General features: G+C 47.7%; 11 protein-coding genes. 7 read left to right on the top strand and 4 right to left on the bottom strand.

Annotated features, from left to right (window positions below):
• The 3 genes from LUCIF_RS14610 to garD form a co-directional block, all read right to left on the bottom strand.
• Positions 1 to 1,015, bottom strand: a 1,015-nt coding sequence (locus tag LUCIF_RS14610) for an MFS transporter (protein WP_207857735.1), incomplete at its 3' end; no start/stop codon positions are given.
• Between the two features lie 50 nt (positions 1,016 to 1,065).
• On the bottom strand, positions 1,066 to 1,950 hold the full coding sequence (gene dapA / locus LUCIF_RS14605) for a 4-hydroxy-tetrahydrodipicolinate synthase (protein WP_207857726.1): 885 nt from the start codon (positions 1,948 to 1,950) through the stop codon (positions 1,066 to 1,068).
• A gap of 56 nt (positions 1,951 to 2,006) precedes the next feature.
• Entirely contained in the window at positions 2,007 to 3,542 is a 1,536-nt protein-coding gene (gene garD / locus LUCIF_RS14600; RefSeq protein WP_122628622.1) for a galactarate dehydratase, read from the bottom strand.
• A 234-nt stretch (positions 3,543 to 3,776) separates the two neighbouring features.
• Here garD and LUCIF_RS14595 point away from each other — a divergent pair, with 234 nt between their 5' ends.
• Complete coding sequence (locus LUCIF_RS14595) at positions 3,777 to 5,687, top strand: sigma-54-dependent Fis family transcriptional regulator (protein ID WP_122628621.1); 1,911 nt, start codon at positions 3,777 to 3,779, stop codon at positions 5,685 to 5,687.
• 11 nt (positions 5,688 to 5,698) lie between these two features.
• Here the strand turns inward: LUCIF_RS14595 and LUCIF_RS14590 are convergent, their stop codons facing one another.
• On the bottom strand, positions 5,699 to 7,072 hold the full coding sequence (locus LUCIF_RS14590; protein WP_122628620.1) for an NAD(P)-dependent oxidoreductase: 1,374 nt from the start codon (positions 7,070 to 7,072) through the stop codon (positions 5,699 to 5,701).
• Between the two features lie 126 nt (positions 7,073 to 7,198).
• Between LUCIF_RS14590 and LUCIF_RS14585 the strand changes: the two genes are divergently transcribed.
• From LUCIF_RS14585 to LUCIF_RS14560, 6 genes are all read left to right on the top strand, one after another.
• The gene (locus LUCIF_RS14585; RefSeq protein WP_122628619.1) at positions 7,199 to 9,088 is read left to right on the top strand and encodes a sigma-54-dependent Fis family transcriptional regulator; all 1,890 of its coding nucleotides are present in this window, start codon (positions 7,199 to 7,201) and stop codon (positions 9,086 to 9,088) included.
• Positions 9,089 to 9,225: 137 nt separating this feature from the next.
• Positions 9,226 to 10,554, top strand: a complete 1,329-nt coding sequence (locus tag LUCIF_RS14580) for a four-carbon acid sugar kinase family protein (RefSeq protein ID WP_207857723.1) — start codon at positions 9,226 to 9,228, stop codon at positions 10,552 to 10,554.
• 73 nt (positions 10,555 to 10,627) lie between these two features.
• Entirely contained in the window at positions 10,628 to 11,623 is a 996-nt protein-coding gene (pdxA, locus tag LUCIF_RS14575) for a 4-hydroxythreonine-4-phosphate dehydrogenase PdxA (RefSeq protein WP_122628617.1), read from the top strand.
• A 52-nt stretch (positions 11,624 to 11,675) separates the two neighbouring features.
• Positions 11,676 to 12,551 (top strand): 4-hydroxy-tetrahydrodipicolinate synthase, encoded by an 876-nt coding sequence (dapA, locus tag LUCIF_RS14570; RefSeq protein WP_122628616.1) that lies wholly within the window; start codon positions 11,676 to 11,678, stop codon positions 12,549 to 12,551.
• A 99-nt stretch (positions 12,552 to 12,650) separates the two neighbouring features.
• Positions 12,651 to 13,643 carry a hydroxyacid dehydrogenase gene (locus LUCIF_RS14565; RefSeq protein WP_122628615.1) on the top strand — a complete coding sequence of 331 codons (993 nt, stop codon included), beginning with the start codon at positions 12,651 to 12,653 and terminating at the stop codon, positions 13,641 to 13,643.
• Positions 13,640 to 14,947: an MFS transporter gene (locus LUCIF_RS14560; protein WP_122628614.1), complete on the top strand. Its 1,308-nt coding sequence runs from the start codon at positions 13,640 to 13,642 to the stop codon at positions 14,945 to 14,947. The genes LUCIF_RS14565 and LUCIF_RS14560 overlap by 4 nt, the downstream gene beginning before the upstream one ends.
• Position 14,948 lies beyond the last annotated feature (1 nt).

Raw genomic sequence — 14,948 nt, 5'->3', positions numbered from 1 at the left:
TGGCGGTTACATAGTTGGCCAGGATAATGCTGCCGGAAAGAATCAGACCCAGAATAATCGGTATTTTACGGGCTGCCGTAAGCGTCATCCCCCGCCGTAACAGCCAGTCGGATATATAGCCGCCGAGAATTCCGCCGGCAAAACCGGCAATAGCAGGGATGGAAGCGAAAATACCTACTTTAATGATTGACAATCCTTTCGCTTGTACCAAATAAGTTGGAAACCAGGTTAAAAAAAACCAGGTAATCGTGTTGAGACAAAATTGCCCGAAATAGACGCCGATCATCATGCGATTGGTGATAAGGGCCTGAATATATGACCATTTTATGTCGGTTTTTTTATCCCCTTCCTTGGCCAGGCCGCCGCCAGCCTGAATATAGTCCAGCTCAGCCTGATTGGCGGCGGGGTGATTTTTCGGTTCGCGGATTACTTTAAACCAGATAAAGGCCATAATCATCCCGATAAAGCCCATGGTATAAAAAATATGACGCCAGCCAAATATGGCTAGAATCCAGCCCATTAAAGGACTAAATGCGGCCAGGGCAAAATATTGGGCGGAGTTAAAAATGGCAGCTGCCAGTCCCCGTTCATGAGTCGGGAACCACATGGTAGTAATCCTGCTGTTGGCCGGAAAAGCCGGGGCTTCGCTAAACCCCATTAAAAAACGGAGAGCAAACAGCATTAGAAAAGCGCTAATGCCGCTAATAAAACCGATCATTCCCTGCATAAAGGTAAACAGTGACCAGAAAAATAATCCTAATCCATATACCAGCCTGGAGCCGTATTTGTCCAGCAGCCAGCCGCCTGGAACCTGAAGAGCCGTATAAGCCCAGCCAAAGGCAGAAAAAGCATATCCCATTGATACCGGGTTAAGTGCCAAATCTTTACGCATTGCCGGCGCAGCCATAGATAATGTGGCCCGGTCAACATAATTTACGGTAGTGACAATAAATAATATAGCTAATATGAAATAACGGACATTGGTTTTTTGGGAAGTTGCATGGTTATTTACCAAAAGGAATTCCCCCATTACATAATTATTGTAGATCAATCAGCCAATCTTCTCTATTTTATTGCCCCGATCTTAATTAAGATTTCTTTCAATTTTGCTTTATTGGCATCATCCATATGCTGAATCGGTTTAATCGGATGACCAGCCTGAATTCCCATAAGATTCAGCGCCTCTTTCGGCACCACAGGAAAACTGCCCAAATTATAAGCGAGCCGCAATTGAAAAAGCCGGTATTGGGCATCCAGGGCGCCGCGGAGATTGCCGGCCTTAAATTTGTCATAAATTTCAACCACCAATTCCGGCACAACATTGGCCGTCCCGGCGACACAGCCTGTTCCCCCATAAGCCAGGGTCGCTAAAATCAAAGTATCTTTACCGGCCATAACGCTGAAGTCTTTATCTTTAGTACGGTGAATGTACTCTGCCGTTAATGTCATATCACCGCTGGTATCTTTCGCTCCCACAATGTTGGGAACATCAGCCAATTTTTCAATCAGCTCCGCCGACATATTTACCCCGGTCCGGTCAGGATTATTATAGAGAACGAAAGGGATTTCTTCCGCTTCGGCAATGGTTCGGAAATGGATATATAGTTCTTTGTCACTAGGGGTAATAAACATTGGTGTTAGAACGGTCACAGCGGCTGCCTTGTATCGTTTAGCCAGGCGGGCCAGTTTAATGCATTCTTTGGTGGTAATCGCGCTGGCGCCCACGTATACCGGCACTCTTTCATTTACTTGCTCCATTGTCACCTCTACGGCTTTGATCTTCTCTTCAAAGTCTAACCCATAAAATTCCCCGGTACTTCCAAGAACGAAAACACCGTGAACCCCGCCTTGGATAACATGTTCAATCAAATTTCGCAAAGCGGCCGTATCCAGTTTCTCATTTTCATCGATTGGTGTAATCAGCGGTGGAATCACTCCTTTTATTTCCAACAGAAAAAGCCCCTTTCTTTTTTTATAGTGCTAATAAAAACAAAAAGGAAAACGCATCAGGTTACCGGGGCGGGGTTAAATAAGCATAAGGCATTATGGAGTCCCCAGTGTTCAGCCCATGTTTGTTTCCGGCCGCTGGCAACGTCCAGAATCAGACGGAAAATTTCCCAGCCGATTGCCTCAATGGTTGCTTCCCCAGTGGCAATTTTGCCGGCATTAACATCAATCAGATCCGGCCATTGATTGGCTAAAGAATTCCGGGTTGCTACTTTCACTACCGGTACCATTGCCAATCCATAGGGGGTTCCCCGGCCGGTAGTGAAAATCTGGACGTGGATGCCGGAAGCCAGTTGCAATGTGCCGCAAATAAAATCACTTGCCGGCGTTGCCGCATAAATAAGGCCTTTCTGTTTTGCCTTCTCCCCGGGAGGTAACACGCTGGCAATCGGGCTGGTGCCTGATTTGGCAATCGAGCCAAGCGATTTTTCCACTACATTGGCTAAACCGCCTTTTTTATTACCGGGGGCCGGATTGGCGCTCCGGTCGGCTTCTCCCAGTTGCAAATAATGGTCATACCATTTCATTTCCTGAATTAAAGCCTGTCCAACTTGTTCATTAACAGCCCGAGGCGTTAATAAATGAATGGCATCGCGTACTTCCGTCACTTCGGAAAATAAAACGGTCGCGCCGGCCCGGACCAATAAATCCGCCGCGTACCCTACGGCCGGGTTGGCCGTAACACCGGAAAAAGCGTCACTGCCGCCGCATTGCAAACCGACCACCAAGTCGGTAACAGGACAGGTTACCCGTTGGCGACGGTTTAATCGGGCCAATCGTTCTTCCGCTGCGGCCATAATTGTTTCAACCATTGAGGAAAATCCCGGCTGGTCTTGCAAAGAAATGACAGTAGCAGCTGCTCCGGCGGGTACTAATTTTTCCGGCAACAATTTTTCACAGCCCAGACCGACAATTAAAACTTCTCCGCCAAAGTTGGGGTGGGTTGCCAAATTTTGCAGGGTGCGGACCGGGATTTTAGCCTCCGGCGCATTAATGGCCACCCCGCAGCCGTAGTTATGATTTAAGGCAATTACATCATCCACGTTGGGATATTTAGGGAGAATTTCCGCTTTAATTCGCTGCACTGCATAGTCAAGGACGCCGGCCACGCATTGGACACTGGTACTAATGCCGAGAATATTTTTGGTCCCGACGCTGCCATCTTCATTACGGTACCCTTCCAAGGTATAGCCCGTGAGCGGCGGCTGCAATTCCGGCACATTATTGGCAAGCGGCAATTCATCTAAGTTTGGCGGGGTTGGCAGCATAACCGACGATTCATCAATCCAGCTGCCTTTTTTTATGGGCCGGACTGCATAACCAATGATTTCTCCATAACGAATAATTGGTTCATCTTGATTTAAATCGGTTAAGGCTACTTTATGCCCTTCCGGGATAGGTTCCCTGAGTTCAAGGCCACAGGGAAAAAGAGTGCCTTGCGGCAATCCGCCTGCATTGACAATAATCGCCACATTATCCTTTGCATTCAGCTTAATATAAAGAGGTTTTTCTTGTTGAGCTACGGTACCGTCCATTTTTTCATCCTTCCGTTTCTTTACTAATTTAAAACCTTGTTATCTTGTCAATGTTGACCTAGGTATTTATTGCAAAATTTATGCCAATCAAAAAATATTAAATTGACTGGATTTTTGGAATTCGATAGAACAACAATTGTGGTAGATGATACAACACTTGTTGTATTTTAAACAACCCAGAGGTAGAATGAATCATATGCTGGTGTAAATTTTTTGAGGAAAGGAGCGAATGGATTGTCCAAGATAGCTTTTATTGCTCCGGATAAGCAACTGTTTTTGCAGGGAAAGAAAATTGTTAAAGAACTTGGTCTGGATAATAAAGTGGATATCTACCTTGCCCGGTTAAAAAAAGCCATACGGCTAGCCCAAAAATTGCAGAACGAAGAAGCGCAGGTCATTGTCAGCCGGGGCGGAACAGCCAGGGTAATGATTCAATCCGGGGTCAAGATTCCCGTGGTTGAAATTCCGATTACCGGCCAGGATTTGGCCCAGGTATTTTATGAGGCAAAAAAAATTACCGGGTTGTCCCGGCCGAAAGTTGCTATGGTTGCTTTTAGCAACATGCTTTATGATATTGAAATTCTTTCTCGAATTCTGGGGATTGATTTGACGATTTATCCTCTGGAAAAAACCGAAGATATTCCCTCTAAGGTGGAAGAAGCGGCAAAAACCGATGCCGATATCGTGGTTGGCGGTATAAAAACGATTATAATGGCAAAAGAAAAAGGATATAAAACACTGTTAGTTAAATCAGGAGAATTATCTATCCGGACAGCCTTTTTGGAAGCGCAAAAGATAATTTTGGGACGGAAAATTGAGCAAGAAAAGGCCCAAGAATTTAAAGCATTAGTCGATTATTCCATCGAAGGCATCATTAGCATAAACCGCGAGAAAATAATCAAGGTTTTTAATCCGGCGGCGGAACGTCTGTTAAACCGTTCCGCCCAGGATATGCTCGGACAAAAAATAGATTCCGTACTGAATTTTATTAATATTGACGCCTGTTTGGACGAAGGACGGGAGACCATTGGCCAAACTCTTCAAATCGGGAAAATATGGATCAGCGTAAATATTGCGCCGATCCTTGTTGACCATGTTATCATTGGCGCGATTGCTACGTTTCAGGATATTACCCGTATTCAGGAGATGGAAGTTAAAATCCGCAATGAAGTTTTGGCTCGAAAAATGGCGGCTAAATATCAGTTTAGCGATATTTTAGGGGTATCGAGGCAGATTGTTGAAACCAAACGGATTGCCCAAGAAATTGCCGCTGTGGATGCGGCGGTTCTAATTTCCGGTGAGTCGGGAACCGGTAAAGAACTGTTTGCACAAAGCATTCACAATCAGAGTCAGCGAAAAAACGGCCCATTCGTGGCGGTGAATTGTGCCGCTTTGCCGCCAAGTTTGCTGGAAAGTGAATTGTTTGGCTATGTGGAAGGAGCATTTACCGGTGCTACCAGGAAAGGAAAGCCGGGCCTGTTTGAAATGGCCCACCGGGGCACTATTTTCCTGGATGAAATTTCCGAAATGGACAAATACGGACAAAGCCGCCTGCTGCGGGTATTGCAGGAAAAGCAGGTAATGCGGCTGGGTGATGACAAGTATATTCCGGTTGATATAAGGTTTGTGGCGGCTACGAATAAAAGTTTGCCGGAACTGGTTCAAAGCGGACAGTTCCGGCAGGACTTATTTTACCGCCTGAAAGTATTGACCATCCATTTGCCACCCTTGCGCCGGCGAGATGGGGATGTAAAGTGCCTGGCCAATTATTTTTTTGAGTATCATAAAAAATGTTCCGGCAAAAAGCTGGAAATGGCCGCTGATGCCTATGTTTATTTGGAAAAGCATTCCTGGCCGGGAAATGTACGGGAATTGATGTATTTCATCGAACGATTGGTGGTAATTGTTAAAGAAAAGACGATTACAGCCGATGTCGTCGCCAAATATTGGGATGACTGGGAACCAATACTTGGGACTGGCAGTAGCAGCCATACGCCAGCCGTTTCGGAAAAAAACAGAATTATTGACGCTTTAAATAAGCACGGATCTAATATTACGCAGACCGCCGATTTTTTGGGTATGGACCGCAGTACCCTTTACCGGAAATTGAAAAAGTATAAAATTGAAGTAAAAAAGGCTTATTAACCCACATTTTTTTAGGCGCCGCATTCTTCCATAAGTTTTTTGGCATCTACATAACTGGCAATGCCGGCGGCTACCTTTTTGGCCTCTTTCATAGCCAACACCACCGTTGCCGGTTCATGGACCACATCACCGCCGGCAAAAACTCCGCGGCGGGTAGTCATGCCATAAGGCCGTTCTTTGGTGATTACATAGCCGTTGGTATTGACTTCGATCCCGGTAGTCGTGGAGACAATACGGGCCGCCGGCCGCTGGCCGATAGCCAGGACAACTTTATTGGCGGGGAGGATTTCATGTTGGCCTGTACCGCCGACTTTGTCGCCGGCAATAAGTTCCTGTCGCTCACATTCCAGGCCGTTAACACTGGTTTCCCCTATATAACGGACGGGACTCATCAGCCATTGAAATTTTACTCCTTCGGCTTTGGCTTCTTCAAATTCTGATTTTAGGGCGGTAATCTCTTTTTCCGTCCGGCGGTAAACGACCGTAACGCTGTCCGCACCGACGCGAAGGGCCGTACGGGCTGCGTCCATGGCTACATTGCCGGCGCCGATGACAAGGACTTGATCGCCGGCGTGTATCGGAATTTCTTTTTGACCCAGTCCGCCGTTGTTGGCTAAGGTTACCATGCCCAGAAAATAAGTGGCCTGAATGACGCCGGGCAAGGAGTTGCCGGGGATTTCCAGCATCTTGGGGAGAGCCGTTCCGGTACCGATAAAGATGGCATCATAGCCTTCGGTAAATAGCTGATCCACCGTCACATCGGGACCTACTAAAACACCGGTCCGGAAGGTCACACCCCAGCGTTCGATGCGGCGGATTTCACGGCGCACGACTTCTTTATTCAGCCGAAACTCGGGAATGCCGTACATGAGCACTCCTCCCGGCTCGGTTTGTCCCTCGAAAACGGTAACATCAAAGCCAAGTTTGGCAAGATCACCGGCTACAGTCAACCCGGCCGGTCCAGAACCAATTACAGCCACATTGCCCTTCGCTGTTTCCTTTTTGCTGACCGGACTGATTTCCATTTCGGCATCGAAATCGGCTATGAACCGTTCCAGTTTGCCGATTTTTATGCCGCAGCCCTTTTTGTTCAAGATACAGGCCGCTTCGCATTGTTTTTCATGAGGACAGACCCGGCCGCATACGGCGGGAAGATTGCTGCGCCGGGCAATTATGGAACTGGCTTCGCCGATATTTCCTTTGGCAAGTGCTTGTATAAAACTGGGGATTTCATTTTCGATCGGGCAGCCTGTCCGGCATAAAGGCTTGGCGCAGTTGAGACAGCGTTTGGCTTCTGAGATGGCTTCCCTGGTGGTGAATCCCGCATCGATTTCGTTAAACGTCAGTTCTGTATGGTCAAAATCGCTTTTCTTATCAATCAACATCGTTAGAAACCTCCTCAGATTATCCGGTTGGTGATTTATGTTTTATCATACTTCGACTAGCCTATACCCGTCAACAAAGTGAATTTGCCCACATAAATAGTCTGATTGAGTGGGGGGAGGAAAAAAATGGATGCATCCGTTTTAGTTGTGGCGCCATTTGGTGATCTGAAAAAGGTGGCGCAAGAAGTTGTGAATGAGCGTTTCGCTGATTCGAATCGAATCAAAATAGCAGAGGGGGATCTTCACGCCGGAACGGTTCTCGCCGGGCAGGCCGCAGCCGAGGGCGTTGAAGTCATTGTGAGCCGCGGCGGGACAGCATCCCTTATTGCCGAACAGGTAGACATACCGATCGTAAATATTCAGGTTACAGTGCTGGATGTGTTGCGGGCTCTTCATCAAACCGGCAATTATCCGGAAAAAGTGGGGATAGCGGGTTTTAAGAATGTTATTTATGGTTGCGAAGATTTGGAATCCCTCTGGGGAATCTCGTTTCAGGAAATTGCCCTGGAGAATGAAAAAGAAGCGCCGGCTAAGATTGCCGCTGCCGCCCGCGAAGGGATTCAGATGATTGTGGGGGACGCCATTTCGGTTAAATTGGCACCCCGGTTCGGAATGCAGGGCGTGTTGATTCAATCCGGTAAAGAGGCAGTGTATAAAGCGATTAAAGAGGCGCAAATGGTGGCGCAGGTACGCCGTAAGGAACAGGAAAGGTCGGAATTGCTGCGGACGATAATTGATACTTCCACAGACGGCATCATTGCGACGGATGTAGATTCCAACATAACCATTTTTAACCCCATGGCGGAAACCATTTTCCGGGTTTCCAGTTTAAATGCAATAGGCCGCCCGATTCAGGAAGTAATTCCCCAGTTTCAGTTATCGGCAACTGACATTGGCGATATTCAGCGGGTCGGCAATAAAACGGTTGCTGTAAAGAGTGTTCCCATAAAAGTGCGGGGGGAAGTCGCCGGGATCGTTGCCACTCTCCAAAATGTTTCCCAATTACAGCAGTTTGAGCAGACTGTCCGCAAAAAACTTTTTGCCAAAGGATTAGTTGCCCGGATTAAAATAATTGATATGGCGGGCTCTTCACCGGCCTTGCAGGCGGTCAAAAGAAAAGCGGCCCAGTATGCAGTAACGCAATCGACGGTTTTAATAACCGGTGAATCGGGGACCGGCAAAGAAATGTTGGCGCAAAGCATCCATAATCTAAGCAAGCGGAAAAATGGACCGTTTGTTGCGGTGAATTGTGCCGCCTTGCCGGAGAGTTTGCTGGAAAGTGAATTGTTTGGTTACGAAGAAGGCGCTTTTACCGGTGCTAAAAAGGGCGGCAAGCAGGGGCTTTTTGAATTGGCTCACGGCGGCACGGTGTTTTTGGATGAAATTGGTGAAATGACGCTGCCGCTTCAATCCCGGCTTTTACGGGTTTTGCAGGAAAAGGAAGTGATGCGTCTTGGCGGTGACAGTATGATTCCTGTAGATGTACGGATTATTGCCGCTACCAATCAGAATTTGCCCGAATTGATGGAGCAGAAAAAATTTCGCCAGGATCTTTATTATCGTCTGGATATATTACGCATTCACATGCCGCCGCTTAGGGCACGGCTGGAGGATATTCCCGACCTGGCAAGGCAAATGATGCAAAAAATGGAGCAAATTAATCCGCGGATTACCGGGATTGGCCCCGATGCCGTCCCGTTTCTTCAATCTTGCGATTGGCCCGGCAATATCAGGCAGTTTGCCAATACGTTGGAACGGGCGATGCTGTTAAGTGAAGGACCGGTGATTACGGAGAAGGATCTGCGGGAGTCGTTTGGTGAAGGAAAGCAGCAATGGGGAGGATATGATTTTCCGGCGGAGGATGGTTCGGATAATTTGGCCGCAGTAGAGCAAAAAACATTAGCCAGAGTTTTGGCGGAAGAAGAAAATAATTATTCCAGAGCTGCAGCCCGCCTGGGAATTCACCGGACCACGCTGTGGCGCAAACTGAATTGCCGGGAGCGGCGAAAAGAATAGTTGCGTTTCGTCTTGCATTAAATGTGTTGCATTAAGCAACACATTTTTTCTTTTGGCCGCCGGAACTAGGCGGTTTTTGCCTCTTGGGCAATTGGCATTAATCTTGCAATGTTTTTAAATATATAGATAATTCAGTTATGGATCAGGTGATAAATGTGATAAAGATGGCGGTAATTGCTGATGATTTAACAGGCGCCAATGATACGGCCGTTCAATTTGCCAAATTCGGTATAACCAGCTGTGTACTGCTGGATGCAATCGGGCAAAACGGTTTGTCCGATTCAGCCGATGTGCTTGTCCTGGATACGGATAGCCGGGCCGCAACACCGGCCGTTGCTTATGACAAGGTTCAAAGAGTCTGTCAAACCTTGCAGGCGGCTGGCGTCCGTAAAGTTTATAAAAAGGTTGATTCGACATTGCGGGGAAATTTGGGGGCTGAAATTGAAGCGGCGGCGGATATTTTCCAGCCGGAGCTTATCGTGATTGCTCCCGCCTTTCCCGGCAATAACCGGATTACCATCGGCAGCTATCATTTATTAAACCAGATGCCGGTATCTTGGACGGAGATTGCCGAGGATCCAAAGTCGCCGGTGAGGGAATCCCGTTTACCGGAGCTTTTAAAGCAACAAACGAAATGCAAGGTGGGATTCATTCCATTGCCGGTGGTTACGGAAGGGATAACGGCCATTCAGGCTGCGATCGCCACCCGGCTAAATCTGGGTGAGAAATGGCTTGTTTTCGACGCCGTTACGGATGACAACCTGCGGCAAATTGCGGCTGCAGCGATGGTTTATAACAGGGTTTTATGGGTCGGGTCGGCCGGTTTGGCCGAGAGGCTGCCTGAATTATATGGCTGGCAGTCTGATAGCAAATCCCATAATACGCCGGTAGGCGGTCCGGTCCTAATTGTTGCCGGCAGTGTCAGCCGGATTACCCGCAAGCAAATTGAAATATTTTTGCAGCAATCCGCAACCCGTCTTATCGAAGTGAATGCGTCGGCAGTCTTAAATGACTGGTATAAGGAGGTGGAACGGTGTGTTCTTACGGTTAACGAACTGTTCATGGCGGGAAATGATGTGGTAATTGCCAGTGCCGTTGCCGCAGATGCGGTGGACAGCGCAGTAACGGCAGGCGGGCGATTTGGGCTGGACAAGAATGAAATTAGTAACCGGATTGCCGTCGTTTTGGGTCATATTGCCTTTGAGCTGGCCAAAAAGATACAACTAGCCGGCATGGTGCTGACCGGCGGCGATACGGCGGTTAATGTCTGCCGTGCGTTGGGGGCGGGCAGCCTGGAAATTCTGGCGGAGGTGGTTCCGGGTATTCCCATAGGACGCTTAAACGGCGGTCCGTTTAGCGGTATGCGGGTGGTGACCAAGGCCGGGGCTTTTGGCGATGACCGGGCGCTTATTAAAGGGGCACAAGCTATAAAGGGAAAGGGGGATGAAGAACAGGAAAGGGAATAGCAGGAAGGGAGGCGATGAACGTCAGAAGGAAATTTGAAAAAGTACAATGCAAACAAAATTGGGGAGAAAAGACATGAAACCAATATTAGGAATTACTATGGGGGATGCTGCGGGTATCGGTCCGGAAATTATCGCTAAAGCGTTAATGGACCGGGAAATATACACCATTGCCCGGCCGGTGGTTATTGGCGATAAAAAAGTTATGGAACGGGCAGTGGAAATTGCCGGCGCCGGTTTACAGTGCCGGGCAGTGGATGGCCCGGAGGCTGCCGGTAGCGAATATGGCGTCATTGATATCATAGATCTTAGCAATCTGCCGGCGGATCTGCCTTGGGGGACTATTGACGCCAGGGCCGGAAAAGCGGCCTATGAATATATTGAAAAAGCGATAAATTATGCTTTAAAAAAGGAAATTCATGCCGTGGTGACGGCGCCTTTAAATAAAGAAGCGCTGAATCTCGGCGGACATCATTTTCCGGGCCACACTGAAATTCTGGCTCAGTTAGGGGGAGTAAAAAATTACGCAATGATGCTGGTCGGCGGTTCACTCCGGGTTATTCACGCAACAACCCATGTTTCACTTCGCAATGCCTGTGATCTGATAAAAAAGGAGCGGGTGCTGCGGGTGATCGAGTTAGCCGATCAGGCTTTGAAACTGCTGGGTATTGACAGGCCGCGCATTGCCGTCGCCGGATTAAATCCTCATTCCGGTGAGGGCGGCTTATTCGGCAGGGAGGACATGGAAGAAATTGCGCCGGCGGTTGAGCTGGTCCGGCAAAAGGGGATCCATGCCATTGGCCCTATTGCTCCGGATACGGTTTTTTACCGTACCGCTATAAAAAAGCAATTTGATATTGTGGTTGTTATGTATCATGACCAGGGACACATTCCCATCAAACTATTGGGTTTTGAAAATGGGGTCAATGTTACAGTGGGCTTGCCTTTCATCCGGACCTCGGTAGATCATGGCACGGCATTTGATATTGCCGGAAAAGGTATTGCCGATAGCCGGAGCATGACCGAGTCGCTTCGATTAGGAGCACAAATGGCTTGCCAGAAAAGTTTTTGAGCCGGTTTTTAAATGAGTTAGAGCAAAAAATATTAAGAAAAGAGTTGGTAATATGTTTAAACCGAAAGGAATTATTACGCCAATCGTTACCCCCATGACGGAAAATGAGGAAATCAATGAGAAGGAATTGCGCAATCAGGTTAACAGGCTGATAAACAGCGGCATCAACGGTTTATTTCCTCTTGGTACAAACGGGGAAGTGTATGCACTCACTACCGAGGAAAAACTGGCAGTAATCAAAATAGTCATGGACGAGACGAAAGGAAGGGTGCCGGTATATGCGGGCACCGGTTGTATCAGTACCCGGGAAACCATCGTTTTGTCGCAAAAAGCCAGGGATTTAGGCGTTGATGCGTTATCTATCGTTTCCCCCTATTTCGTCGCCGTATCACAGGATGATATTTACAATCATTTTAGTCAGATTGCTCAATCCGTTGATTTACCGATCCTTCTTTATAACATGCCGGCCAGGACCGGTAATAATATTGATTATACAACCGTGCGTAAGCTTGCCCAATATGACAACATTGCCGGAGTTAAAGACAGCAGCGGTAATTTTGATAATACTCTAAGATATATTGAAGATACCGACAGAAGGTTGTCCATTCTTGCCGGTAACGATTCGTTAATTCTTTGGACCTTATTAGCCGGGGGAAGCGGGGCGATTGCGGGTTGGTCCAATGTATTTCCTGAGCGGATCATAAGCATCTATAAATTGTGGGAGCAGGGTAAGATCGAGGAAGCGAACCAACAACAAATCAGCATCAGGCCCCTGCGCGATGTAATGAAATTGGGCAACCCCAATTCTGTTGTGAAACGGGCCATGAATCTTCTGGGCTATCCTGTCGGACCGGCGCGTCAGCCTGTTGGTAATGTCAATCCGAAGATTGACGAAGCGCTATTGAAAGCCTTTGCGTTATTTAAATAAGGTTTGGTCAAGAGGTATCATGGATGATAGTGGCTGATGTGAATTGCCGGCTGATAGTTGATTATGTCTGAATATTGTGAAATGAAAGGTAATGAGAATATGAAAAAGGTAGTTCTTACTCACAGACTCCATGAAGAGGGTATGAAAGTTCTTGCGGGTGAAGTGGATGTGAAGATAACGAATACGGGAAATCCGCAAGAGATGTTGCCGGAGTTAATCGACGCTGACGGGTTGATTATTCGCATTGGTTCCATTGACAGAAAAACGATACTGGCGGCTAAAAACTTAAAAGTGATTGGCCGGCCGGGGGTCGGAGTAGATGATGTGGATATTGCCACTGCCACGGAACTGGGAATTCCGGTTGTTATTGCTCCGGGAGCGAATACGCGCTCAGTGGCGGAACATGCATTTATGCTTATGATGGCGGCAGCAAAGGATCTTCTCAATAGCGATTTCGAAACCCGTAAGGGGAACTTTGCCGTAAGGAATACTTACCGGGCATTTGAATTTCTGGGAAAAACACTGGGTCTTGTCGGTTACGGAAGTATTGGCCGTGAGTTGGCTAAACTTTCAACCGCCATTGGCATGAAAGTGATCGTGTATGATCCTTTTGTAGATCCGGTGGCCATTGAAGAGCAGGGATATCAATATAAAAAAGAGCTGGAACAGCTCTTGGGTGCAGCGGATGTGGTTTCCTTACATATCCCGTTAACAGATAAGACCCGGGGTCTGATTGGCAAACGGGAATTCGGTCTGATGAAAACCGGCGCAATACTGATTAATTGCGCCCGCGGCGGTATTGTAGACGAAGAAGCCTTGGCGGAGGCTTTATTAAATAATAAGCTGCACAGTGCGGCAGCGGACGTTTTTTCTTCCGAACCGGTAAAATCGGACCATCCCTTACTGAATTTAAAAAATATGATTATTACTCCCCATATGGGCGGTTTGACCCGGGAGGCTGCTTCCAAAGTGGCTACTATGGCTGCGGAAGGGGTCCTGGCAATTGTCAACGGCGAACAGTGGCCGTATGTCGCCAACCCGGAGGTCTATAAACATCCAAAATGGCAAAAAAATAAAGGGGGAGAACAATGAACGAGAATGCATATGCCCAGGTAAATCAAGGTGTACCTTTTCAGAAAAGAACCAATTTCCGCTGGAAAGTTGCTTTGTTGATGTTTGGCGCGATTGCGATTAATTATCTTGACCGGAGCAATCTATCGGCGGCGGCGCCGGTTATTATGAAAGAATTTCATTTCAGTGCTACGGAAATGGGTTTTATCATGTCGGCATTTTTCTTCAGTTACACATTGTTTCAAATTCCCTCGGGCTGGCTGGCGGATAGACTGGGACAACGCCTTGTTCTTGGCGGGGCGGTGGCCTGGTGGTCGGCGGCAACCATGCTGATTGGACTCTGCAACAATTTTATATCTTTTATTGTTTCCCGGATATTCCTGGGCATAGGAGAGGCGGCGGCCTATCCATCGAATGCCGGTGTTACGGCAAAATGGTTCCCTGACAGGGAGCGGGCCAGGGCAACGGTTATATTTGATTGCGGCAACAAATTCGGGACAGCCTTTGCTATGCCGTTCATCGTTTGGCTCATGGTGCATTATGGCTGGAAAACGCCATTTATTATTTCCGGGCTGATTGGCTTTGTCTGGGTAGCTTTATGGTGGTTGTATTATACGGATCCCGAAAAAAGTAAATATGCCAATCAAGCCGAAATTGATTATATTCGAAATGGACAACAGCTTAAAGAAGGAATTGGCGGCAAAGCCTCCTTAAAATGGTATCAATTATTGCGTTACCGGAATATCCGAGCTATGTGCATTGGGTTTTTCATGTCCAACTATGCGATTTATTTCTATATCACCTGGTTTCCCACTTACCTGGTTCAAGCCCGGGGAATGAGCTTAATAAAGATGGGGTTTGTGGCCATGATTCCTCCGCTAGTCGCCCTGACAGTCGGACTGATCAGCGCAGCCATTGCCGATTGGCTGTATGCCCGCGGTATTCCTAAGACGAAAGTTAGAAAAATTAATTTAGTCGGCGGTATGCTGGTGGGCTCCTCAATAGCCCTGGCCGGGTTTATCCAGACAGATGTCGGCGCCGTTGCGCTGCTTACTCTTTCCTACAGCGGACTTGCCTGTTCCGGTCCTGCTCTATGGACGCTGCCGGGAGACGTAGCGCCGCGTAATATGACATCTACAGTAGGAGCCTTGCAGAACTGTGTGTCCAATATTGGCGGAATTTTGGGACCCATTGTGACCGGATATATAGTGTCTACTACCCATTCCTTTGTTCCCGCCTTGATAATTACAGGGGCGGCAACACTAATCGGCGCTTTAAACTACGCCTTTTATTTGGGCGAAGTCAAACATATTGAGGTGGATTAAG

Origin of the sequence: Allolucifera butyrica (assembly GCF_900476375.1) — a bacterium.
Taxonomy (GTDB): Bacteria; Bacillota; Negativicutes; order Sporomusales; family UPPP01; genus Lucifera; species Lucifera butyrica.
Note: the sequence above shows the minus strand (reverse complement) of the source record. Positions and strands in the feature narration are given on the sequence as shown.